This window comes from Ruegeria sp. BB5, assembly GCF_056539405.1.
In genome coordinates this window covers 83,606-105,802 of record NZ_JBQFUX010000001.1, presented here as the reverse complement: position 1 = coordinate 105,802, position 22,197 = coordinate 83,606, and the positions used below count along the sequence as shown (strand labels likewise).

Genomic DNA, 22,197 nt, shown 5'->3' with positions numbered 1-22,197 from the left:
AACACGCGCGGCGAATACAGGTGGCTTGATTGAAAAGCGTTTTATGGCAAGGCGGGTGGACAACCCGGCTTAGGATCATCAGCGGTCTTACCCTGTTCGCCTTTGCCTTCTTTCATTTCATCAATATCGGGTTGGGGCTGTTCCATACCGATTACCTGCACGGCATGCAGGATGGGCGCCACGCAGTTACCCGGCACAGTCTGGGCAGCGTGATCTTGTATCTGGCACTGTTCGTCCACCTTGGCCTTGCGCTTTATTCCATTAGCCAACGCCGAACGCTACGCATGCCCTTCAGCACGGCCTTGCAGGTCATTCTGGGGCTGTTGATTCCGCTGCAACTGATCTCGCATATCGTGCAGACGCGCTATGCCCACGAAATCTATAACGTCAATGACGAGATGGGATACATCATCATTCTGATGTGGCCCAACTCGGCGATCTGGATGCAAAGCCTGCTGTTGCTGGTGGTTTGGGTCCACAGTTGCATTGGGCTGCACATGTGGCTGCGACTGACCCGCTGGTGGTCCAGATGGGTGCCTTACCTGATCGGTCTGGCGGTATTTGTGCCCAGCTTTGCGCTGGCTGGGTTGCTTACCGAAGGGCGCCGCATCTGGGCGGATTTTGCCGATCCGTTCCTGCGCGATCAATATATCGAACATTACAACTGGCCCACGCCCGAGGCCTTTCAGGTCATGTTCAGTGTCAAAGACAATGCGTTAATGGCCTTCTGGATCGCCTTGGGGGCCTCGCTGGCGGTATATGCTATCCGCAAACTGTGGCGCCGCAGGCACTCGGTCCGGGTCAAGTATGTCGATGGCCCCGAGGTCGTGGCCGAAAAGGGCATGACCCTGCTTGAGATTTCGCAGGCCAATGGCATTCCGCACACGGCCCTTTGCGGGGGCAAGGGGCGTTGCACCACCTGTCGCGTGATCATTGAGGATGGCGCGGATCAACTGCCCACCCCGGATGAGGTTGAAACCCGCAGCCTTGCCGCCGTCAGCGCCCCGATTGGCGCAAGGCTGGCCTGTCAGATACGGCCAACCGCATCCCTCACTGCGTTTCGGATGTTCCGCTCTGATGGCAAGCGCGGACGAGCCCATGCCAGCCAAGGGCAGGAACGCAAGCTGGCGGTTCTGTTTCTCGATATGCGCGGGTTCACATCGCGGACCACGGGCCAGTTGCCCTATGACATCGTATTCCTGCTGAACCGTTTCTTTGATGCCATCGTCCCGGCAATCACGGCGGATGGCGGGGTGGTCGACAAATACATGGGCGACGGCTTGCTGGCCGTGTTCGAAACCCCGAATGCCAAAGACTCGGCCCGTGCCGGACTGAAGGCCGCCGCCGATGTCAGCCGCGCGCTTGAGTATTTCAATCAACAGCTTCAAACCGAAGGCAGCCCCCGGATACGCATCGGCATGGGTCTGCATCTGGGCGATCTGGTACTAGGCGAAATCGGCGCTGCAGGCAGTTCTGCGCGCACCATCATCGGCGACGCGGTTAATGTGGCCAGTCGTCTTGAAGGCCAGACCAAGGCGCTTGGGGCGGAACTACTGGTCTCGGCCGAATTACTGCAGGCGGCTGGGTATGACGGCGATCTGTCCGGACTGCAATCATTTGAGCTGCGCGGCGTGACACAACCGGTTTCCGCGCTGCCGGTGACGCGTGCTGCGGACCTTATGACGGACAAGGCCGCCTAGGAACGGATGTACTGAATTCACACGACAGGCGCGTGTCAGCGGGATACAAGTCGGGAAAAGCTGCGTCAGGCGAAAAATCCTTCCATTCCGGACAAAAACCGCGCATATCGTCCTTAATTTCGTGAATGTATATGGACTTCGCCCAGCAGCCGGGGCACATGCCCCATAAACACCCCTGAATCACCGATAAAACCGCACTGCGACAAGAGTATTCCTATGACGATGTTAAGCAATCTGGCTCCGATCTCTGAACTGTACGTTTCGTACGAGTCGGCGCAGAAATTGAAAGTGGAAGCTGCCGACCTGACCAGCTGGGACCTGAGCCCGCGTCAGATCTGCGATCTGGAACTGCTGATGAATGGCGGGTTCAACCCTCTCAAAGGGTTCCTGAGCGAAGCTGACTACGACAACGTCGTCGAAAACATGCGTCTGGCCGACGGCACCCTGTGGCCGATGCCCATCACGCTGGACGTCAGCGAAGACTTCGCTGAGACCATTGAACTGGGTCAGGACATTGCCCTGCGCGATCAGGAAGGTGTCATTCTCGGCACCATGACCGTGACCGACAGCTGGACCCCGAACAAAGCGCGCGAGGCCGAAAAGGTCTTTGGTGCCGATGACGATGCACACCCGGCGGTGAACTACCTGCACAACGTGGCTGGCAAGGTCTATCTGGGTGGCCCCGTAGTCGGCATTCAACAGCCGGTTCACTATGATTTCCGTGGCCGCCGGGACACGCCGAACGAGTTGCGCGCCTATTTCCGCAAGCTGGGCTGGCGCCGCATCGTTGCGTTCCAAACCCGCAACCCCCTGCACCGCGCACACCAGGAACTGACCTTCCGCGCTGCGAAAGAGGCGCAGGCCAACCTGCTGATCCACCCTGTCGTTGGCATGACCAAACCGGGCGACGTCGATCACTTCACCCGCGTCCGCTGCTATGAGGCGGTTCTGGACAAGTACCCGGCATCGACTACCTCGATGTCGCTGCTGAACCTGGCGATGCGCATGGCTGGCCCGCGCGAGGCGGTCTGGCACGGCCTGATCCGCGCCAACCATGGCTGCACACATTTCATCGTTGGCCGAGACCACGCCGGTCCGGGCAAGAACTCGGCGGGTGAAGATTTCTACGGCCCCTATGATGCGCAGGACCTGTTCCGCCAGTTCCAGGATGAAATCGGCGTCGAAATGGTTGACTTCAAACACATGGTCTATGTGCAGGAACGCGCCCAGTACGAACCGAATGACGAGATCGCAGACAAGGACAACGTCACGATCCTGAACATCTCGGGCACCGAGCTACGCCGCCGTTTGCGCGAAGGGCTGGAAATCCCCGAATGGTTCAGCTTCCCTGAGGTTGTCACCGAACTGCGCCGCACGTCACCGCCCCGCTCGGAACAAGGCTTTACCGTGTTCTTCACCGGTTTCTCGGGCTCGGGCAAATCCACCATCGCCAACGCGCTTATGGTCAAACTGATGGAAATGGGTGGCCGTCCGGTCACATTGCTGGATGGTGATATCGTTCGTAAGAATCTGTCGTCTGAATTGGGTTTCTCGAAAGAGCACCGCGACCTGAACATCCGTCGTATTGGTTACGTGGCTAGTGAGATCACCAAGAATGGCGGCATCGCCATTTGTGCGCCAATCGCGCCCTATGCCACCACCCGCCGCGCGGTACGGGAAGATATCGAACAGTTCGGTGCCTTCTGTGAGGTCCACGTGGCCACCAGCATCGAAGAATGCGAACGCCGCGACCGCAAAGGCCTTTACAAGCTGGCACGGGAAGGCAAGATCAAGGAATTCACCGGTATTTCAGACCCTTACGATGTACCGGCCAACCCCGAACTGAGCGTCGAGACCGAAAATGTCGATGTCGACAACTGCGCCCATCAGGTGCTACTCAAGCTGGAAAGCATGGGTTTGATCGCCGCGTCTTAAGCGCAGGCAATTCCATTCAGGCGGCCTCCGACTTTCGGGGGCCGTTTTTTGTGGGCACGATTGACAAGGCGCTGGCCAATTGGTGCATTTGCCTGACCTGATTTGGACGCAACACGCCTATGCCCTCTGACCTGCCCACCATAGCCAGTTTCTGGTTCGGATCAGATCTAAGTTGGCTAGAGGCATTGTGCATCCAATCCTATCTGGATCGGGGTCACCGGTTTATTCTTTATACCGGGCACGAGATCGAAGGCGTTCCCGCAGGGGGCGAATTGCGGCCTGCCAGTGATATCCTCTGGCCCGCGCCGTTTGATATGCCTGCAGGTGACCGGCGACGCGTCGCGGTTTTTTCCGACATTTTTCGTCTGCGACTGATGCAGAAAACCGATTTTATCTGGGTGGATCTGGACGCCTATTGTGTCAGGCCCTTTGCCTTTCCATCAGCGTATATCTTTGGACAGTCCCATACCGGAAATTTCCTGACCGGTGTGTTGCGCCTGCCAGCAGACTCGCAAACGCTGGCGCATATGCTGGACTTTGTGATCGCAGCCAACCCGACCCAGCCCTGGCGGGGCGATCCGCTGCACCGGCGCAACCGTCAACGCATCCGGGACGGTGAGACCTGGGGGATCGAGAGCCTGCCCTGGGGCAGTTCCGGCCCCAAAGCCTTTGCACATTTCCTGCGCAAGACCGACGAGGACAGCCATGCCATGCAAGCGGAGGTGTTTTACCCTCTGTCCAAGCATGATCTGTGGAAATTGCACAACCCGTTCACCCCGACCGCACAGATTGAAGGCGACATGGTTCATTCCGTCCACGTCTATGGTCATCAGAAACGGCTGATGGCGCAGAACACGGACGGTTTGCCGGTGCGCGGATCGTATCTGCAGCGGCTATGCGATCGGCACGGGATTGACCCCGAGGCCCGTCCAATTCTGCAAGAAGGCTGGTTGGCACCCGCTGGTTAGTTCGGGCCCGCGTCTAGTTCAGCGCGCAGAAGGCGCACGGCTCTGCCCTCAAAATCCCCATATTCTGCTGCGTGTTGCTGGATCGCCTGCAGATGCGGCAGGCGCGCGGCGAAATCCTCGATTGATGCGGATTGGATCGCGCGCTGAATATCCTCTTTGGTTTCGCACAGGATCATACCAGAGGTATCGAAGAAATCGCCGATATTCGGGCATCCCCAATAGATCGGGACCGAGGAGCACAAGATCGCATCCGTCAGCTTTTCCGAAAAGTAATTCTTCTCACGCACGTTCTCGATCACCACAGAATAGCGGTACGGCGCCAACCCGTCGGATTTGAGATCAAACGGAGTGTATCCCCGGCCCATGATATCAACATCTGCACCAGTTTCACGCACCCAGTCGATCACCGAATGGCGCAACTGATGCCCTACAAGATCGCGCTTGGCCGAAGCAATTAGCGAGCAGGATTTGGTTTTCTCAACCTTCAGGTCCTGCCAGTCGGGCACCATCGTCACGCCATACGGCAGGAACACTGCATTCGGGATGTTGTGTAGCAGCACGTCATGAAAAGTCAGCACCCGGAAGAACCGCCGCCATGTATATCGCAGCATCCGATCATGTTTGGCGTGAATGGCCGAAGGCTCGCCCATCATCAATGAAATCCGCGCGCGGGTACCGCGACGCAAGCGCAGATGCACGGTCGAGTTCGGGTACATGATCAGGTGATCGGTGCGCTCCAGATCACCCACCGTCTTGCCGGTCAGGCGATCCGGGCACCCTTCGGGCCAGATCAGTTCGGACAGCGGGACCTTGGCCAGTTTTGGCCCCAGCCGATGCCCATATGGCAGGATGGCAATGGCAGGTCGTGTCATTGTGTTGTCTCGGGCAGATCAACCTGCCCCCGCATCAACACATGACCGCGCCCTGCGACTTTGATACCGGTCATCGCATCGGGTGGGCCAACGCGTGTGACAACAGCCTGACCGGGGCGGCCCATGTCATGGCCTTGTTCTGCGATGAAACTGTCTTTGGGCATTAACCCGTACTTCCACAGATAGGCCGCCATGGCACCGGTGGCCGATCCGGTGAACGGGTCTTCGGGCGGGCTGGGTGGCGCCATCAACAGGCGTGAGAACGTGTCGCCCGCATTTGTCGCGCCCTTCATCGTCACAAGGAACGGTTCCGCCATATCGGTGCCAGAAAATCCGGCCTTCGCGGCCACTTTGCGCAGTGCCTCAAGATCCAACTGTGCGGCGCGCAAGGCCTCGTGATCACGCAGAACCGTAATGCAGAACGGCAACCCGGTGGACACAAATTGCGGCGGTGAGATTATCGCATCCTCGGGCAGGCTAATGGCGGCCGCAACCAGATCGACGGGAACAGGATTGCCGAATTTCGGCGCGACCTGAGTCATTTCGATCTCGTCTCCGTTCAAACGAATCGAAACGATCCCCGCGCCTGTTTCCAACGTCAGTGCATCGCCTTCAACCAAACCACGGGACCGCATCGCCACTACAGTTGCAATTGTGGGGTGTCCGGCAAAAGGGATTTCCTTGCTGGCCAGAAAATAGCGCACCCGGATTTCGGCCACATCAGATGGTCCCGTGAACGTGCATTCAACCAGAGAGGTTTCGCGCACATAAGCAGTGCACACATCTTCGGGCAATTCAGCCCCGCCGTGAACCACGGCGCAGCCGTTGCCGCCAAAGGCGCGATCACTGAAGGCGTCTACCCAATCGAAATCGAACCAGCTCATCCGCAAAATCCCCTGATGCAGAGTAAATCAGCCGGGCATGTCATGCCGGTTCGTATGTGTCGCGCTTGTTGTTGGGATTGTCACGCCGAAAAATAACCGGCGGGGCCGTTCAGTGAACGGCCACCGGTGACAGATCGTGTTCACGGGCCAGGAAAAAGGCCATCTTACGATCTGTCACGAGCGCAAGCTGCTGGCCATCGGAATCGTGAACCGCGTACAACTGATCCAGATCGCCTGCCTTATCCCGGACATCGCGGGGCAGATCGGCAACATCGACGGTTTTCACATAAACGATGCGGTCGCCTTCGGCGTTATATTCAATCGGTGTATTCATAGCTCTTACCCCTTTTTTATGTTGATCGTTTGCACCACGGTCTCAGGCACGGCGCGGGTCAGGTCCACATGCAGCAGACCGTTCTCCATGATCGCCTCGCCCACCTCGACACCATCGGCCAGCACGAACATGCGCTGGAACTGGCGCGCGGCGATGCCGCGATGCAGAAAAATGCGCCCCTCGCTGTCGTCGCGTTGGCGCCCCCGGATCACAAGCTGGCGATCCTCGATTGTGATCGACAAATCTTGTTCCGCGAACCCAGCCACAGCCAGGGTGATGCGGTATGAAAAGTCCGAGGTCTGCTCAATATTATAAGGCGGGTAGCCTTCGTTACCGGCCTTTGCAGACCGTTCCAGAAGACGTTCCAACTGCTCGAACCCCAAAAGATGCGGGTATGAGCCAAGAGTAAGTTTTGACACGTATTTTCGTCCTTTATTGCCAAAGCGACGTGTGATGCGGCCCCGTTCCGGCAACCGCGTATAATAGAATATGGGTTTATGCCGTGATGTCCACAAGGTCTGGCCGGATAAACCCTGACACACTATCTTGTGTCACAAGCACCACAAAAGGCACTGAGTCGCTCATGAATGCGCCAACAGATCTTTCGATGAAAACAGATGAGGTTTTGCGGGTTGAACTGGAGGTTTTTCGCCGCCAACACCGTGATCTGGACGAAGCGATCGAGGCGCTGCAGTCCACCGGCACAGCCGATCAGTTGACGATTAAGCGACTGAAAAAGCAAAAACTTCGCCTGAAGGACATCATTCGTCTGATCGAGGACCGTTTGACGCCGGACATCATTGCCTGAAAACTCCACCACTCGGTTCACACGCACATTCAAGGCGCTTATGAACCGAGTTTTGCAGTGTTACGTCATATTCAAACGGATGACATCTGTTTCAAGGTGAAACATTTGCGTTTGCGCAGAAGAAATTGGTCGGATCGTATTTCCGCTTAACCTCTTTCATTTGATCAAGATTTTCACCGAATGCCGTCTCTATCGCACTGTCTTCATCGGCGCCCAGATAGTTCAGATAAGTTCCGCCCGTGGAATAGGGCGCAATTGCATCATGCATGGACCGCGCCCAGGCAATCTGATCCGCGTCATCCGCTGGATCAGTCCACAGCGGTAGTATCGCAATCAGATAGTCGTGACCGCGTTGCGCAAAGGCGTTGTCCCCATTTGATTTGGACTTTGCTGCGCCAGCGCAATGTTCGATCAGAATGCCCGAGCCGGGTATTGTCATCCCTTCAGATTGTGCAACGATCGTATCAATGGCCTCATCCGACAGCGCGTTGAGATATGCAGATTTCCAGTAGTTCCGGCTGCCTGGCCCATAGGCCCCATCCAGCATGCTTTGTTTGGCGGGGAACGGCATCTCGTGCAAGTCGACGACCAAAGGTTCTCCGATCTCCGTCAGGGGTTGGATTGCCTGACGCCCAGCTTCCTTATCGTCTCCAATCCAACACGGCATCATAGCTGTTAGCGGCGTTCCATCCGGTCCCCACAACAACCCCGCATAGACCGTCAGTTCATCAGGTGCCCGTGAAACGATATCCCGAAAACCTCGCAGCACTTCAGCGGCGTCGGCTCGGGGATATGCAATCATGCCCCCCAACACCGTAGACAGAGGATACGCCCTGTAAAGGAATGACGTCACGATGCCGAAATTTCCGCTGCCGCCGCAGATGCCCCAATAAAGGTCTGGATTCCTGTTCGCATTCGCAGTTCTGATCGAACCGTCCGCCGTTACGACTTCGGCCTCGATAACGTTGTCGCAGGTTGGCCCGTATTTTCGTGCCATCCAGCCGAATCCGCCACCCGTCGTCAATCCGCCAATACCTGTCTGCGATACGACGCCCAATGGCACAGCAAGGCCGTGAAGATGTGTTTCGCAGTCTACATCCCCCAACGTGGCCCCGCCCTGAGCGCGTACGGTTTGGGTTTCTGCATCAACATGGACCGCGCGCATGCAGGACAGGTCAATTACGAGGCCATCATCGCAGACGGCGCGCCCACCCACGTTATGACCGCCACCTCTTACCGATACCAGTATGTTGTTTTCAAACGCGAACCTGGCGGCCGCTGCGACATCGGCGGTGCCGTGGCACCGCAGTATTGCACCGGGATACTTGTCAACCAACGCGTTCCAAATACTGCGCGCACAGTCATACTCGGGGTCACCGGGCAAAATCAGTGCCCCGCGAATTTGCGATTTGAATGCCTCAATACTGTCCTGCGGCACGGCTTGGCCGTCCCGGTTTTTCAAAACTGTATCTGTCATGGGTACCTCCTCGGGAACCACTGTCCCGCGATCAAGTATACACTAATTCGAATGTATTTTCAGCAGGACGGCAGACGAGCCATACGGTCGCCAAACCACATTGCCTCTGAGACCGATTTAGCTATAGTGCGCGCTCTTTCAGACGGCAGGGAAACAAGCGGATGAGTGATGTGAAAGTGGGGATCATCATGGGCAGCCAGTCGGACTGGCCCACGATGAAGGAAGCCGCGAACATTCTTGATGAGTTAGGCATCGCGTACGAAAAGCGCATTGTCTCGGCGCATCGCACACCGGACCGCTTGTGGGACTATGGCAAGACCGCCGCATCACGCGGGCTGCATGTGATCATTGCCGGGGCCGGTGGGGCCGCGCATCTGCCTGGCATGATGGCGTCGAAAACACGGGTGCCGGTGATTGGCGTTCCGGTACAGACGCGGGCCCTGTCGGGCGTCGACTCTCTGTATTCCATCGTGCAGATGCCCAAAGGGTTCCCTGTTGCCACCATGGCTATCGGCGCGGCCGGTGGTGCCAACGCGGGCCTGATGGCGGCCGGGATTCTGGCCTTGCAGGATGACGCTTTGGCGCAACGACTGGACGCTTGGCGCGATGCACTGTCGGCGTCGATCCCCGAGGAGCCCGTCGATGAGTGACGCATTGCAAACGGGTGCCAGGATCGGAGTTCTGGGCGGCGGTCAATTGGGCCGGATGCTGTCCGTGGCAGCGTCTCGTCTGGGGTTTGTGACCCATATCTACGAACCCGGCGCCAACCCTCCTGCCGGCCAAGTGGCTGATCGCGTGACCACCGCCGCCTATGACGATATCGACGCGCTAAAGGCGTTTGCCGGGTCGGTAGATGTCATCACATATGAGTTCGAGAACATCCCGACCGAAGCGCTGGACCTGCTTGAAGCGCACTGCCCGATCCGTCCGGGGCGCGAGGCGCTGCGCGTCAGTCAGGACCGGTTGACCGAGAAGAATTTCCTACAGGGGCTTGGCCTGCAAACCGCGCCTTTCGCGGATATCACCGATCTGAACAGCCTGGATACGGCGATCGAGCAGATCGGTACGCCCGCAATCCTGAAAACGCGCCGGTTTGGCTATGACGGTAAGGGGCAGGCCCGTCTGCGCGCACCCGAGGATGCCGAAGCCGCGCTGGCCGATATGGCCGGGGCACCCGCGATCCTTGAGGGGTTTGTGGAGTTTAGCCACGAGGTATCGATCATTGCGGCCCGCGGGCTGGACGGTCAGGTTGCCTGTTTCGATCCCGGTGAGAACATACACCGCGATGGTATCCTGCACACCACAACAGTCCCTGCCCGTCTGCGCCCGGTACAACGGACAGATGCCGTTCTGTTGGCCGCCAACATCCTAAACGCGTTGGATTATGTCGGCGTCATGGGCGTCGAACTGTTCGTGACGCCCGGCGGTCTGATCGTGAATGAGATCGCGCCGCGCGTGCATAACTCGGGCCACTGGACGCAGAATGGCTGCGCCGTGGATCAGTTCGAACAGCATATTCGGGCCGTCGCAGGATGGCCTTTGGGAGATGGTCAGCGACATTCGGACGTGGTCATGGAAAACCTGATCGGAACGGACATGGACCGCGTGCCCGAACTAGCGCAGGAACGCGACGTGGCGCTGCATCTCTATGGCAAGGCCGAGGTTAAGGCAGGCCGCAAAATGGGGCATTTCAACCGCATTGCACGGTGAATCAGCCAACAAACCGCGCCGCAATATCACCTGACATATAGCTAACCCGCCCGCCAGCCAGCGTGGCGGCTACGCGGCGGGTTTCGGCATCCAGTATCACCAGATCGGCGCGCTGGCCGGGGGCCAGCTTGCCCCGATCCTGCAAACCAAGGACACGGGCGGGGCCGGATGACACCAGCGCCCAGGCCCCGGCGAAATCCACCAAGCCAGACTTCGCCACCATCAGCGCCGCGCGGCGCGGGCTGGGATAGTGATAATCCGAGGCCAACGCATCGCAATATCCCATCGTGATCAGGTCAAGCGCGCTGACATTACCCTTGTGCGAACCACCACGCACCACGTTGGGCGACCCCAAAATGATGTAATCCCCGGCCGCACGCGCGGCCTCGGCTGCTTCGAGCGTTTCCGGGAATTCCGAGATATGCGCCCCCCGCGCCCGCCAGTCGGCCCGTATTTGTGCGGTCGCGTCGTCATGGCTGCCCATGCGCACGTACTGTGAGTCCAATGCCGCACATAGCGTGTCCAGCGCCGCTGGCACTTCGTTACGACGGGCGTGCATGGACAACAGCATTTCAAAATGCGTGTCCGGGTTTCGCCCGGCTTTCAGTGCTTGGCCGGTCAGACGCGGCGGCTTGCGCCCCTCGGCCAGACGGTCATGCGGCAGGTGGTCGTTGAACACGACATAAGGCACCTGCCAGTCCGCGATACGGCCGGGCAGGTCCGCATAGTCATCCAGCATGTGTGTCTCGAACCGCAACTGAGGCATCAGGTCAGTCACGACGCGATCCTTGACCGAGGTTATGGCGCGAAACACCTGGTCCGCGAATTCCGGGCCACGAACCCCACCCTCCCAACTGTGAAACTGGGCTAGAACGGCGGTAGTGATACCATTCGCAGCCAATTCAGCCTCGACCGAGAGAATGCCTTCGTCCATCTGCTTCATCGCCCCGCGGCGTGGCGCGATATGGCGTTCGAACCCATCCCCGTGCAGGTCGATAATGCCGGGCAGAACAAGATAGCCGGACAGGTCGATCTGTCGCCCGACCCGATCCGTTTGAATAATGCCATCCGCCAGAGACAGATCGGCGGGCACGAGGCCATGCTCCGGCAACAGCACCTCTGCACCGGTCAGGGTCAGATTCAATGCGGTCATTGCGTGGGCTCCGACTCGGGTTCCGAGCAATCCTGCCCGATACAGATTTCGTTGATGATATCCATGACGCCATCCAGCCAGGTGATCTGCGGATCGAATTGCCCGAATTCGATAAAATGCAGCGCCTGCGCCATGACGCGGGGATTGTTCATCATAAAAGTGTGCGTCACCGGAAGAACGATGTGATCCGTCATGCCGTCCACTTTTGTCGTTTCAATCGAGACCTTGCCGTCATCCTTGCCGTCGATCAGCGAGGAAAACAGCGGGTTCAGCGAGTTCTCACCCGCGATCACGCCCACCTCAAACTCAACGGATGGCAGGTTGCGCGGTATGCCCTCGGGGCCCGTGCCCAAGGCCAGCCCGGCGGGGCCATGCAGCATGCCGAACACCTCATACGCGCCCAGTTCATCCACAAGCTGACTGCCCTGATTGGGCGGGCCGAGCATGACCACACGGCCCAGATTTTCCGGGTGATGGTCCTGCAACCAATAGCGTAGCAGGATGCCACCCATTGAATGCGCCACCACGTTCACGGTCTCATCACCACAGGCCGCGAAGGCGTCCGGCAATGTCTGGTTCGCCAGTTCAGGTATCGGCAAATCGGTCGAAGGATAGCCGGGTCGGACAACGGTGTACCCGTGCGCCTGAAACAGTTGTTCCATCACTGTGAAGGACGCCTCGGTCCGCGCCAGCCCGTGTAAAAGCACCACGCATTTGGCCTGGGCCACGGCGGGAACAAGGAAAAGAAACAGGGCAAGCAGATATCTCATAGCCGCCAGATAAGCGTTATCCGATTGCGTTGAAACCCCTAGCGCGGCTTCAGGCGCAGGACAGCCAGCGCGATGCCGCCCAGAACCAGCGCCGCGCCAAAGATCAGGCGCAAACTGGCGACTTCTCCCAACAACAAAACGCCAGCGAGGATGGCGATGATTGGTACGCTCAATTGCACTACCGCCGCTGTGCTTGGCGCCAGTTGCGGCAAAACCCGATACCATACGGCATAGCCCATCCCCGAGGTCACACCTCCGGAAAGGGCAGCCAGCAGGTAGCCGGCGCCACTCATCTGCCAACCCCCAACGGTCAGCATTAACGCTAGCGCAGTAACCGGCAGGGCTATAACGAAATTGGCCGCCGTTCCAGCAAGGGCGTCAGGCTCAAACCGCCCAACCAGCGAATAGACTGCCCATCCGACCCCGGCAGCTGTCATCAGAGCTGCGCCAATCGGGTCGACCTGTACTGCTCCGGACGGCCACAGGACATAGGCCAGCCCCATAAGGGCGATTGCCGCGCCCCCCATCTGTCGCGCAGTCGGAGCATTGCCGGTTAACGACGTCACTGCGAACATTGTGATCTGCACAACGCCAAACAGGATCAGCGCCCCAAGGCCCGCATCCAACGTCAGATAGGCGATGGAAAACCCAATCATATAGAGTGACAGCGATCCTGCTCCCGCCAACCTGCGCCGGTTACGCAATGGCAGACGACCTGACCTGAGCCAAACCAGACCGGTCAGCACCATTGCCCCGGACAACACGCGAATTATGGCAAACCCAGCAGGGTCGCTGGCCCCGCTGTCTATGGCCAGACGATTCAGGATCGAATTCGCCGCAAAGGCGCACATGGTCAGGGTGGTGAGCAGAAACAAACGCATATCAACCGCATAGCGGTATCGCGAGCGTTTGCACACTCACTTTCCAGCGCGGCGTAGTGGTTATAAGAAACGGGGCCGCCCAAAGGCGACCCCGTCAGTAAGTTCTATGGCGGTCCCTCTAAGCAATCTGGCCATAGGGCCAAGCGCTTGTCGGGATCGTCGGAATTCGCCGGGGCGAATTCGACGTGCTTACATCATGCCGCCCATGCCGCCCATGTCGGGCATGCCGCCTGCAGGTGCTGCGCCTTCTTTGGCAGGCTTGTCTGCAACCATTGCTTCGGTGGTGACCAGCAGGCCAGCAACCGATGCCGCATCTTCCAGAGCGGTACGGACAACCTTGGCCGGATCGATCACGCCGAACGAGAACATGTCACCATATTCTTCGGTCTGTGCGTTGAAGCCGAATGCTGCGTCAGCAGATTCACGGACTTTGCCCGCAACAACCGCACCGTCAACACCTGCGTTCTCGGCGATCTGGCGCAGCGGCGCTTCGATGGCTTTGCGAACGATGTTGATGCCAGCGTTCTGGTCAGCGTTTGCACCTTCCAGAGTTTCCAGTGCTTTACCGGCCTGAACCAGAGCAACACCACCACCGACAACAACGCCTTCCTGAACAGCAGCGCGTGTTGCGTTCAGAGCATCGTCAACGCGGTCCTTACGCTCTTTCACTTCAACTTCGGTCATGCCACCGACGCGGATAACGGCAACACCGCCTGCCAGTTTGGCAACGCGCTCTTGCAGCTTTTCACGGTCGTAGTCGCTGGTGGTTTCTTCGATCTGAGTGCGGATCTGAGCAACACGTGCTTCGATCTCGGCCTTCTCGCCAGCACCGTCGACGATGGTGGTTTCGTCTTTGGTGATCTCGATTTTCTTGGCGGTGCCCAGCATGTCCATGGTGACGGACTCGAGCTTCATACCCAGATCTTCCGAGATAACCTGACCGCCGGTCAGGATCGCGATGTCCTGCAGCATGGCTTTGCGGCGATCGCCGAAGCCCGGTGCTTTGACAGCAGCAATTTTCAGGCCGCCGCGCAGTTTGTTGACAACCAGAGTTGCCAGCGCTTCGCCTTCAACGTCCTCAGCAATGATCAGCAGCGGCTTTTGCGACTGGATCACCTGCTCGAGCAGCGGAACCATCGGCTGCAGCGAGGACAGTTTCTTTTCGTGCAGCAGGATCATGCAGTCGTCGAGTTCTGCGATCATCTTGTCTGCGTTGGTGACGAAGTAAGGCGACAGGTAGCCACGGTCGAACTGCATACCTTCGACAACATCGGTCTCGGTTTCCAGACCTTTGTTTTCTTCGACGGTGATGACACCTTCGTTGCCAACCTTCTGCATCGCGTCTGCGATCTGCTGACCGATTTCGGCTTCGCCGTTGGCCGAGATGGTACCAACCTGAGCAACTTCGGCCGAGTCTTTGACTTCGCGCGAGGCGTCTTTGATGCCTTCAACAACCTTGGCGGTTGCCAGGTCGATGCCGCGCTTCAGGTCCATCGGGTTCAGGCCCGCTGCAACCTGCTTCAGGCCTTCGCGAACGATTGCCTGCGCAAGAACGGTTGCGGTGGTGGTGCCGTCGCCGGCTTCGTCATTGGTGCGGCTGGCGACTTCTTTCACCATCTGCGCGCCCATGTTTTCGAACTTGTCTTCCAGTTCGATTTCCTTGGCAACCGATACACCGTCTTTGGTGATGCGCGGTGCGCCAAAGGATTTGTCCAGTACCACGTTGCGGCCTTTAGGGCCCAGGGTCACTTTGACAGCGTCAGCCAGGATGTTCACACCTGACAGCATGCGGTTGCGGGCATCGGTGTCGAACTTGACGTCCTTAGCAGCCATATTGTCTCTCCTTGAGAAATAAGTTGGAAATGAAGATCAGAGAAGCGCGCGGCTTACTCGATGATCCCCATGATGTCGCTTTCTTTCATCATCAGCAGCTCTTCGCCGTTGACCTGAACCTCGGTGCCCGACCATTTGCCGAACAGGATCTTGTCACCGGATTTTACAGCCATTGCGATCAGTTCGCCGCTGTCCTTGCGTGCGCCTTCGCCGGTTGCAACGACTTCGCCTTCGCTGGGCTTTTCTTTAGCGCTGTCAGGAATGATCAGACCACCAGCGGTTTTTTCTTCGCTTTCGGTACGGCGAACCAACACGCGGTCATGAAGCGGTTTCAATGCCATCTTTGCAGCTCCTTGGGCTCAAAGTTTATTTATCCTCCCCTCGCCGGATGGCGAGGCGTTAGCACTCGGGTGATGAGAGTGATAACGACGCATAGCTAGGGGGTACAAATCCCCGAGTCAACAAGCTGTGATGGATTTTTTGCAACCGGGCTCAGTCAGGCTGTTCCCAGCTGTAAGCCCAGTGTTTCAGACCGTCCTGCCCGGCGGCGGTCAGGTCGTAGACGCCCTTTTCCACCTTACCGAACCAACCGTAGTGATTGTCGCGCATCAGGCGAGTGGCCTCAGGAACGCCGGTTGCCTTGGCAACTTCGGACCCTTTGGTTGCCCCACATTCCGCCAGATGTGCCGCGCATTTCAAGGCGTCCTGACGATAGGCCGTGACGATCCCGTGTCGCGTGGCGCCGCCCGCATTGGGATCGCCCTCTAGCCGGTCGAATTCACGCAACAGTCGTGCAGTCTTAGCCTTGGACTTGCGCGGTGCGTACGGGCCGGGATCACATTGCACCTCGACCTTGCCATCTGCCCGCACGGTGATCAACCCCAACCCCAGCCGGCGACACAGCGCCAGGTTGTCCTTCAGCGCCCGACGCGCGCTGCGGCCTTTGGGCTTGCACACCCCGATGTAAACCTGATCCGTCACTTTCAGACGTGTGATCGCTTGATGGAACAATGCCAGCGAAAACCGAAGCTTAAGCTCGACGATGACCGGTTCTTCGCCATCCCGCACGGCCACGATATCAGCCGCGCCAACCTCGCCTTTGACGGAATAGCCCTGACGCTCTAACAGCGCCTTGATGGGGGGATAGAGATCCTGCTCGCGGTTCATGTTTGCATGCTATGCGATTTGCGGCGGAATGCCAGACACCAGGCGCAGCTTTCCAATCGGCCTTGCACCCATTCACCTGCCGAGGCAGTGTTTCAGCAACTCTGATTTCAAAGGAAATTTCCACATGCGCATAATTCTGCTGGTGATCTGCCTGTTGCTGCCCGTCACGGTTCACGCAGCTTGCGAGGGGCGCGATCTAACGGGCGAATTGTCACCTGCAGCCCACGCTGAGCTGAAAGAAACCCTGACCAACGTCCCATTTGCAGAAGGCAACCACTGGATCGCAACAAAGGGCACAACGGTGCTGCACCTGATAGGCACGATGCACCTGAACGATCCGCGCATGGATGCGATTGTCGCAAACCTGACGCCAACACTCAGCCAAGCCGATGCATTTTATTTCGAAGTAACCCAAGACGAGATGAAGGCCTGGGAAAAGGAACTGGCTCTGGACCCAAGCCCGATCTTGATTACGTCCGGCCCCACCTTGATTGACCTGCTACCCGAAGAGGCTTGGACAACCCTGTCTTCCGCCCTGGCCGAACGCGGCATACCCAGTTGGATGGGAGCGAAAATGCGCCCCTGGTTTCTGGGCATGACTCTGGCCATGCCTACATGCCTACTTCAGGACCCGAACGCCAATCATGGGCTGGATGCGCGTCTGACCGTTTTAGCCGAAGATCAAGGCATCCCTCAATTTTCGCTGGAGAGCATTGAGGAACTGATGACCATGTTTGAACTCCACTCGATTGAGGAACAGGCGGAATCGCTAGCGCGGTGGGTCAATTCGTACGAAACCAGCGACGATCAGCTGGCCACCATGACAAACTCATATTTCGAAGAAAATCACGCACAATCCATCGAACTAGGCCGTATTTTGGCGCGAGAGCATTCTGGCATGTCGCCGGAAGTGTTTGACGAAGAATGGCAGGCGTTCGAACAGCACTTACTGGTCGGGCGAAACAACAATTGGATGCCGAGGATTCTGGACATTCAAGATCAGACCGCAGTGATCGCAGTGGGTGCTGGACATCTAGGCGGCGCGCATGGATTGCTGAACCAATTGCAGCAGGCTGGATATATCTTGACCCGCGCGCCATTCTGATCGTGCTCGGCGAAAGACAGACCAACCGTCGCAGCGAGGATTCTGCCGGGTGACAACCCCGGCGGACCGCCCTATAAGGCGCGCAAATTATCATCCTCAGGACGCTGACATGACAACCCTTGTATTTGGCCACAAATCTCCCGACACCGACTCCACAGGCTCACCGATCCTGTGGTCGTGGTACCTGAACGAAGTCAAAGGCGAACAGGCCGAGCCCGTTCTGCTGGGCGAGCCCAACACCGAAGCCGCGTTCATGCTGCAGCGCTGGGACCTGCCCAAGCCGCGTATCATCGACGACGTCGAAGCCGACGCGCCGGTTGTCATCGTTGACACCAACAACCCGGCCGAACTGCCCGCCAGCATCAACAGTGCCGATATCCAAGCCATCATCGACCACCACAAGCTGGTCGGCGGCCTGGAAACCAAAGGCCCGATCGACATCACCGTGCGCCCGCTGGCCTGCACCGCCACCATCATGGTCGACCTGATGGGCGACGACGCAGCCAAGATGCCCGACGCCATCAAAGGCGCGGCGCTGACTTGCATCCTGTCGGACACGTTGGAGTTCCGCTCGCCCACCACCACTGCGCATGATCGCGAAGTGGCCGAGAAACTGGCTGCTGAACTGGGCCTGGACGTATCGGCTTATGCCGCCGACATGTTCGCGGCAAAATCGGATGTATCGTCCTTCTCGGACGCTGAACTGATCCGCATGGACAGCAAAGAATACGAGGTCGACGGCACCAAGTTCCGCGTCTCGGTTCTGGAAACCACCGCACCGGGCGTCGTGCTGGACCGCAAGGCCAGCCTGGCGGACTCGATGGTCAGTGTGGCCAGCGAGGACGGCGTCGATCAGGTGCTGCTGTTCGTGGTCGACATTCTGAACGAAGAGGCCACTCTGCTGGTGCCGAACGATCTAGTCAAAGGCGTGGCCGAGAAAAGCTTTGGCGCATCGGTCAACGGCGACGCCGTGGTCCTGCCGGGCATCATGAGCCGCAAAAAGCAAATCATTCCGAACCTCAAGGTCTGATCTTTAGATTTTTCCAAAGAAAAGGCGCCCAAGTGGGGCGCCTTTTTTTGTTGAGGCATAGGATTTGCGCGATCCGCTTCCATTGTTACTCTGGTCAGGAGAGCAAGCAGCAGATCAGTTCCGACATATGAGTACACGCAAGTTCAGCACCACGCGAGACATCCTGCGGTTCGAAGGCAAGGACAGAGCAGCCTATTGGCGGCGCTTTGCGATGCTGCTGACCCTATCGGTTGTGATCGCTACGATGGGCATGCTTCGCGATTCAGGCGCGGTGGTGATTGCCGCAATGCTGGTGGCGCCGCTGATGGCCCCCATATTGGGCGTGGCAGCGGCTATGGTCATGGGCTGGCTGGGGCGTGCGTTCTTTCTGGCACTGATTGTCTGCGGTGCGGCCATTCTTTGCGTATTGCTCGCGTGGCTCTTGGTCTATGTCGCAGATGTTCCGCGCGGCATCCTGATCCCCGATCAGGTCCTGGCCCGGACCGACCCAGGAACTGAGGACCTGATTGTTGCTCTGGCCGCAGGCGTCGCCGGTGCATACGTGCAAATCAACCGCTCCGAAGCCAGCTTGCTGCCCGGCGCGGCCATCGGCGTGTCACTGGTGCCGCCCCTGTCCGCCTCGGGCGTTCTGCTGTATTTCGGCGAACCGGGCGAGGCGTATGAGGCCGGGTTGTTGTTCGCCACCAACCTTGGCGCGATCATCCTGTCCGCCTGCGCGGTTTATATCGTGTACGCGGCCCGCTCGATGGTCTTCAGCAAAGGTCGCCGGAAACTGAACTTTACCGCCAGTGTGACTGTGACGTTGGCCTTTCTGGCTCTTGTCGTTTTGCAGTTGGGCAAATCCACCTATAATCGCTATCTCGAAACCCGAACCGAAGCTCAGGTCGCACAAGCCATCCGCGATTGGGCAGACCCGGTGTCGGTCGAGGTCATCCGCATTGACGTAAACGCCAAACGCAAGCAGGCAGATATCTGGCTGATCGTCGACCTGCCGATTGAAGCGGCTTACAAAGTCTCCTCGGTCGCTGGATTGCTGCCGGAAAGCCTGCGCGAGACACCTTTGGTCGAAATCCTTCAAGATCAACTGGGTCCAGGCTATCTGGTGGTGGTGCGGTTCCAAAACAGGATTGGCGCGCAAGTCATTCTGGGCACCGATGCCGTCCAGCAGGCGCCGGATGTCGACGAGATCAGCGAAGAAAACTGACCGACACAGCCATTTAACGGCGGCAATTGGCATTGCGGGATGGTCAAAGCCCGTCAGCTTTGCAATAGCTGACGCAACCTTGCATTCAACTCGCCCGAGGTCCTCAATGACTCAGATCGTCCACGCCCTGTCCGACATATCCGACCGCTACAAAGCACTGTTCGTTGACCTTTGGGGCTGTGTTCACAACGGCATCACCGCCTTCCCCGAGGCCGTCGCTGCCCTCAAAGCCTATCGTGCGAAAGGCGGGATTGTCGTGCTGGTGACGAACTCTCCAAAACCCCGCGCGGGCGTTGCCCAACAATTGGTGCAATTCAACGTCCCCGAAGATGCCTATGACACCATCGCCACCAGCGGCGATTCTGCGCGGTCGGCGATGTTCCGGGGCGCCGTCGGGGAAAAGGTCTATTTCATGGGCGAATGGCAGCGCGATGCGGGGTTCTTTGAGCCGCTGAAAATACTGCACCACCCGATCCACATCGAACGGGTCCCGCTGGATGAGGCCGAAGGGATCGTCTGTTGCGGTCCGTTTGATCCGATGGCGGACCCGTCCGTCAACCGCGCGGATTTCCTCTATGCCAAGCAAAAGGGAATGAAGCTGCTGTGCGCCAATCCCGATATTGTGGTCGACCGGGGCGAGGTGCGCGAATGGTGTGCCGGGGCGCTGGCCAAACTGTATACGGAGATGGGCGGCGAAAGCCTGTACTTCGGCAAACCCCACCCGCCGATCTATGATCTGGCCCGCCGTAGGCTGCAAGAACTGGGCCACGACATCCCCGATGGCGACATTTTGGTGATCGGTGACGGCCCCCATACCGACATTCTGGGCGGCATGGGTGAGGGGATTGATTCTCTGTTTATCTCGGGTGGATTGGCTGCTGCAGAAACAAAAACTGAGCATCATCCGCACCACGAATCGCTAACTGACTACATCGCAAGGGAAAATATAAATCCCACCTATACAATCGGTCGCCTGAGATAAGCAGAAAAGGCTTGATTTTCTGCGCTTGCGAAGTAATAAAGTTGCCGAACACGGGCAACATTGATCCTTTTGTTGCTCAACGGATTCTAGTGAGGGCGACATGTTGGACAATCTTCCGCGCGGCACGATCTGTATTGAAGACATCGAAATGGGCATGACCCGTCACCTGCGCAAAGTGGTGACTGACGAAGATATCGAGATGTTTGCGCAGGTTTCGACCGACCGGAATCCGGTGCATCTGGATGATGACTATGCCCGCGACACGATCTTTGAGGGGCGCATCGCCCATGGGATGCTGACGGCGGGCCTGATCTCGGCCGTCATCGGCGAACAACTGCCCGGCCACGGCACCGTGTATATGGGTCAGTCGCTGAAATTCCTGGCCCCCGTGCGCCCCGGTGACATGGTCTATGCCGAGGTCAAAGTGATCGACATCGACTTTGCCAAGCGTCGGGTGAAACTGGATTGCCACTGCGCCGTAGATGGCAAAAAGGTTCTGGTCGGCGAAGCAATGGTTCTGGCCCCGTCGCGCAAGTTCGACTGATCCAAAGCACAGCTTTACCAGCCTTGTTTCGTTCACCGGCCCGGTCCAGACCCGGGTCGGTGAACGATTTTGGCAGCTATTTAATTTGCACGAACTCGCACAGCGGCAGCACTTTGCTGTGCCAGCTAATGGCCGCCACGGGTTGCGCAGAAAAGCCGGATTCGTACTTTCATGCCCCGACCCTGGAAAAATGGATGGCGTATTACGATCTGGATCGCACCGCTTTTCCGGGTACAAAAAGCACCCTGCGCGCAATCTTTGCCGAGGCCATTCACCAGGGGAAAGCCGGTACAGACATCTTCGGATTGCGCCTGCAAGGCAAAACTCGGGCATTCTTTCTTCAGCAATTGCGCACTCTATACCCGACCGCCGGGGATGACCTAGCCCGGCTGAAGCCACCTTTGGTGAGGTCTGCTTCATTTACCTTAATCGCCGCAACAAGCTGGAACAGGCTATTTCGATTGTGAAAGCCGAACAGACCGGATTGTGGCACCGCAACGCAGATGGGACCGAGTTGGAGCGTCTCACCCCACCTGCCCCCCCGGTTTACGATCCGATCGACATCGCCCGATACATGGCTGAACTTGAAGAAGCGGATGCGGCCTGGCGTGACTGGTTCGCCGCGCAGCAGATCACGCCGCATATCATCCATTACGAACAACTTGAAAACGATCCAATTGGCGTTTTGACCGATGTACTACACCTGCTGGGGATCGATCCCGCGCGGGGTGCCGAGATCGCGCCCACCACCGACAAGCTGGCAGACTCGAAAAACCGGGAATGGGCCAGACGTTTTTTGGCCGATCATCCCACACACTGACAATGCAATCAGATGCTTGA

Annotated in this window: 22 protein-coding genes and 1 pseudogene; 12 read left to right on the top strand and 11 right to left on the bottom strand. The window is 58.1% G+C overall.

Translation table 11 applies throughout. The features are described 5' to 3' along the window. The first annotated feature begins 29 nt into the window (after positions 1–29). From ACR0DL_RS00500 to ACR0DL_RS00490, 3 genes are all read left to right on the top strand, one after another. Positions 30–1,700, top strand: coding sequence for an adenylate/guanylate cyclase domain-containing protein (locus ACR0DL_RS00500; RefSeq protein ID WP_480687086.1), 1,671 nt, complete (start codon positions 30–32; stop codon positions 1,698–1,700). Positions 1,701–1,916: 216 nt separating this feature from the next. Beyond that, on the top strand, positions 1,917–3,635 hold the full coding sequence (locus ACR0DL_RS00495; RefSeq protein WP_480687084.1) for a bifunctional sulfate adenylyltransferase/adenylylsulfate kinase: 1,719 nt from the start codon (positions 1,917–1,919) through the stop codon (positions 3,633–3,635). Positions 3,636–3,754: 119 nt separating this feature from the next. Beyond that, the gene (locus ACR0DL_RS00490) at positions 3,755–4,603 is read left to right on the top strand and encodes a hypothetical protein (RefSeq protein WP_480687082.1); all 849 of its coding nucleotides are present in this window, start codon (positions 3,755–3,757) and stop codon (positions 4,601–4,603) included. On the opposite strand, the gene ACR0DL_RS00485 is transcribed toward ACR0DL_RS00490, so the two are convergent. The 4 genes from ACR0DL_RS00485 to ACR0DL_RS00470 all read right to left on the bottom strand — a co-directional run bounded on the left by ACR0DL_RS00485 (position 4,600) and on the right by ACR0DL_RS00470 (position 7,112). After that, positions 4,600–5,475: a hypothetical protein gene (locus ACR0DL_RS00485; protein ID WP_480687080.1), complete on the bottom strand. Its 876-nt coding sequence runs from the start codon at positions 5,473–5,475 to the stop codon at positions 4,600–4,602. The genes ACR0DL_RS00490 and ACR0DL_RS00485 overlap by 4 nt on opposite strands. Continuing rightward, positions 5,472–6,359 (bottom strand): PhzF family phenazine biosynthesis protein, encoded by an 888-nt coding sequence (locus ACR0DL_RS00480; RefSeq protein WP_170347846.1) that lies wholly within the window; start codon positions 6,357–6,359, stop codon positions 5,472–5,474. Before ACR0DL_RS00480 ends, ACR0DL_RS00485 begins: the two co-directional genes overlap by 4 nt. Before the next feature lie 109 nt (positions 6,360–6,468). Beyond that, the gene (locus ACR0DL_RS00475; RefSeq protein ID WP_170347845.1) at positions 6,469–6,693 is read right to left on the bottom strand and encodes a DUF1150 family protein; all 225 of its coding nucleotides are present in this window, start codon (positions 6,691–6,693) and stop codon (positions 6,469–6,471) included. 5 nt (positions 6,694–6,698) lie between these two features. Further along, a complete protein-coding gene (locus ACR0DL_RS00470; RefSeq protein ID WP_170347844.1) occupies positions 6,699–7,112 on the bottom strand; it encodes an Hsp20 family protein in 414 nt (137 codons plus the stop codon). A gap of 164 nt (positions 7,113–7,276) precedes the next feature. Here ACR0DL_RS00470 and ACR0DL_RS00465 point away from each other — a divergent pair, with 164 nt between their 5' ends. Continuing rightward, positions 7,277–7,501: a YdcH family protein gene (locus ACR0DL_RS00465; protein ID WP_058280035.1), complete on the top strand. Its 225-nt coding sequence runs from the start codon at positions 7,277–7,279 to the stop codon at positions 7,499–7,501. 91 nt (positions 7,502–7,592) lie between these two features. On the opposite strand, the gene ACR0DL_RS00460 is transcribed toward ACR0DL_RS00465, so the two are convergent. Then, on the bottom strand, positions 7,593–8,978 hold the full coding sequence (locus ACR0DL_RS00460) for an FAD-binding oxidoreductase (RefSeq protein WP_480687078.1): 1,386 nt from the start codon (positions 8,976–8,978) through the stop codon (positions 7,593–7,595). A gap of 161 nt (positions 8,979–9,139) precedes the next feature. Between ACR0DL_RS00460 and purE the strand changes: the two genes are divergently transcribed. Beyond that, positions 9,140–9,628, top strand: a complete 489-nt coding sequence (gene purE / locus ACR0DL_RS00455) for a 5-(carboxyamino)imidazole ribonucleotide mutase (protein ID WP_170347842.1) — start codon at positions 9,140–9,142, stop codon at positions 9,626–9,628. Beyond that, positions 9,621–10,688 carry a 5-(carboxyamino)imidazole ribonucleotide synthase gene (locus tag ACR0DL_RS00450; RefSeq protein WP_480687076.1) on the top strand — a complete coding sequence of 356 codons (1,068 nt, stop codon included), beginning with the start codon at positions 9,621–9,623 and terminating at the stop codon, positions 10,686–10,688. The genes purE and ACR0DL_RS00450 overlap by 8 nt, the downstream gene beginning before the upstream one ends. A 1-nt stretch (position 10,689) precedes the next feature. Here ACR0DL_RS00450 and ACR0DL_RS00445 read toward each other — a convergent pair whose 3' ends face one another. The 6 genes from ACR0DL_RS00445 to ACR0DL_RS00420 form a co-directional block, all read right to left on the bottom strand. Next, positions 10,690–11,841, bottom strand: coding sequence for an alpha-D-ribose 1-methylphosphonate 5-triphosphate diphosphatase (locus tag ACR0DL_RS00445; protein ID WP_170408978.1), 1,152 nt, complete (start codon positions 11,839–11,841; stop codon positions 10,690–10,692). Continuing rightward, positions 11,838–12,611 carry an alpha/beta fold hydrolase gene (locus ACR0DL_RS00440; RefSeq protein ID WP_170374245.1) on the bottom strand — a complete coding sequence of 258 codons (774 nt, stop codon included), beginning with the start codon at positions 12,609–12,611 and terminating at the stop codon, positions 11,838–11,840. Before ACR0DL_RS00440 ends, ACR0DL_RS00445 begins: the two co-directional genes overlap by 4 nt. Before the next feature lie 38 nt (positions 12,612–12,649). After that, positions 12,650–13,492 (bottom strand): DMT family transporter, encoded by an 843-nt coding sequence (locus ACR0DL_RS00435; protein WP_480687074.1) that lies wholly within the window; start codon positions 13,490–13,492, stop codon positions 12,650–12,652. 189 nt (positions 13,493–13,681) lie between these two features. Next, entirely contained in the window at positions 13,682–15,325 is a 1,644-nt protein-coding gene (gene groL, locus ACR0DL_RS00430; protein ID WP_170347837.1) for a chaperonin GroEL, read from the bottom strand. Between the two features lie 53 nt (positions 15,326–15,378). Continuing rightward, the gene (gene groES, locus ACR0DL_RS00425; protein ID WP_170347836.1) at positions 15,379–15,666 is read right to left on the bottom strand and encodes a co-chaperone GroES; all 288 of its coding nucleotides are present in this window, start codon (positions 15,664–15,666) and stop codon (positions 15,379–15,381) included. A 151-nt stretch (positions 15,667–15,817) separates the two neighbouring features. After that, a complete protein-coding gene (locus ACR0DL_RS00420) occupies positions 15,818–16,492 on the bottom strand; it encodes a DUF2161 domain-containing phosphodiesterase (protein ID WP_170360541.1) in 675 nt (224 codons plus the stop codon). A gap of 124 nt (positions 16,493–16,616) precedes the next feature. Here ACR0DL_RS00420 and ACR0DL_RS00415 point away from each other — a divergent pair, with 124 nt between their 5' ends. From ACR0DL_RS00415 to ACR0DL_RS00390, 6 genes and pseudogenes are all read left to right on the top strand, one after another. Next, the gene (locus ACR0DL_RS00415) at positions 16,617–17,597 is read left to right on the top strand and encodes a TraB/GumN family protein (protein ID WP_480687072.1); all 981 of its coding nucleotides are present in this window, start codon (positions 16,617–16,619) and stop codon (positions 17,595–17,597) included. 109 nt (positions 17,598–17,706) lie between these two features. Continuing rightward, complete coding sequence (locus ACR0DL_RS00410; protein WP_366551345.1) at positions 17,707–18,627, top strand: manganese-dependent inorganic pyrophosphatase; 921 nt, start codon at positions 17,707–17,709, stop codon at positions 18,625–18,627. Between the two features lie 127 nt (positions 18,628–18,754). Next, on the top strand, positions 18,755–19,831 hold the full coding sequence (locus ACR0DL_RS00405; RefSeq protein ID WP_170547942.1) for a DUF389 domain-containing protein: 1,077 nt from the start codon (positions 18,755–18,757) through the stop codon (positions 19,829–19,831). A 106-nt stretch (positions 19,832–19,937) separates the two neighbouring features. Continuing rightward, the gene (locus ACR0DL_RS00400; RefSeq protein ID WP_170347831.1) at positions 19,938–20,813 is read left to right on the top strand and encodes a TIGR01459 family HAD-type hydrolase; all 876 of its coding nucleotides are present in this window, start codon (positions 19,938–19,940) and stop codon (positions 20,811–20,813) included. Positions 20,814–20,913: 100 nt separating this feature from the next. Next, positions 20,914–21,357: a MaoC family dehydratase gene (locus ACR0DL_RS00395; protein ID WP_058275996.1), complete on the top strand. Its 444-nt coding sequence runs from the start codon at positions 20,914–20,916 to the stop codon at positions 21,355–21,357. 128 nt (positions 21,358–21,485) lie between these two features. Then, a pseudogene (locus ACR0DL_RS00390) lies at positions 21,486–22,177 on the top strand (Stf0 family sulfotransferase). Positions 22,178–22,197 lie beyond the last annotated feature (20 nt).

What these genes read in the sequence shown, in the direction of transcription:
- ACR0DL_RS00495 (WP_480687084.1), top strand. Translation starts at nt 1,917, where the DNA reads ATGACGATGTTAAGCAATCTGGCTCCGATCTCTGAACTGTACGTTTCG.
- ACR0DL_RS00490 (WP_480687082.1), top strand. Translation starts at nt 3,755, where the DNA reads ATGCCCTCTGACCTGCCCACCATAGCCAGTTTCTGGTTCGGATCAGAT.
- ACR0DL_RS00485 (WP_480687080.1), bottom strand. Translation starts at nt 5,475, where the DNA reads ATGACACGACCTGCCATTGCCATCCTGCCATATGGGCATCGGCTGGGG.
- ACR0DL_RS00480 (WP_170347846.1), bottom strand. Translation starts at nt 6,359, where the DNA reads ATGAGCTGGTTCGATTTCGATTGGGTAGACGCCTTCAGTGATCGCGCC.
- ACR0DL_RS00475 (WP_170347845.1), bottom strand. Translation starts at nt 6,693, where the DNA reads ATGAATACACCGATTGAATATAACGCCGAAGGCGACCGCATCGTTTAT.
- ACR0DL_RS00465 (WP_058280035.1), top strand. Translation starts at nt 7,277, where the DNA reads ATGAATGCGCCAACAGATCTTTCGATGAAAACAGATGAGGTTTTGCGG.
- ACR0DL_RS00460 (WP_480687078.1), bottom strand. Translation starts at nt 8,978, where the DNA reads ATGACAGATACAGTTTTGAAAAACCGGGACGGCCAAGCCGTGCCGCAG.
- purE (WP_170347842.1), top strand. Translation starts at nt 9,140, where the DNA reads ATGAGTGATGTGAAAGTGGGGATCATCATGGGCAGCCAGTCGGACTGG.
- ACR0DL_RS00450 (WP_480687076.1), top strand. Translation starts at nt 9,621, where the DNA reads ATGAGTGACGCATTGCAAACGGGTGCCAGGATCGGAGTTCTGGGCGGC.
- ACR0DL_RS00445 (WP_170408978.1), bottom strand. Translation starts at nt 11,841, where the DNA reads ATGACCGCATTGAATCTGACCCTGACCGGTGCAGAGGTGCTGTTGCCG.
- ACR0DL_RS00440 (WP_170374245.1), bottom strand. Translation starts at nt 12,611, where the DNA reads ATGAGATATCTGCTTGCCCTGTTTCTTTTCCTTGTTCCCGCCGTGGCC.
- ACR0DL_RS00435 (WP_480687074.1), bottom strand. Translation starts at nt 13,492, where the DNA reads ATGCGTTTGTTTCTGCTCACCACCCTGACCATGTGCGCCTTTGCGGCG.
- groL (WP_170347837.1), bottom strand. Translation starts at nt 15,325, where the DNA reads ATGGCTGCTAAGGACGTCAAGTTCGACACCGATGCCCGCAACCGCATG.
- groES (WP_170347836.1), bottom strand. Translation starts at nt 15,666, where the DNA reads ATGGCATTGAAACCGCTTCATGACCGCGTGTTGGTTCGCCGTACCGAA.
- ACR0DL_RS00420 (WP_170360541.1), bottom strand. Translation starts at nt 16,492, where the DNA reads ATGAACCGCGAGCAGGATCTCTATCCCCCCATCAAGGCGCTGTTAGAG.
- ACR0DL_RS00415 (WP_480687072.1), top strand. Translation starts at nt 16,617, where the DNA reads ATGCGCATAATTCTGCTGGTGATCTGCCTGTTGCTGCCCGTCACGGTT.
- ACR0DL_RS00410 (WP_366551345.1), top strand. Translation starts at nt 17,707, where the DNA reads ATGACAACCCTTGTATTTGGCCACAAATCTCCCGACACCGACTCCACA.
- ACR0DL_RS00405 (WP_170547942.1), top strand. Translation starts at nt 18,755, where the DNA reads ATGAGTACACGCAAGTTCAGCACCACGCGAGACATCCTGCGGTTCGAA.
- ACR0DL_RS00400 (WP_170347831.1), top strand. Translation starts at nt 19,938, where the DNA reads ATGACTCAGATCGTCCACGCCCTGTCCGACATATCCGACCGCTACAAA.
- ACR0DL_RS00395 (WP_058275996.1), top strand. Translation starts at nt 20,914, where the DNA reads ATGTTGGACAATCTTCCGCGCGGCACGATCTGTATTGAAGACATCGAA.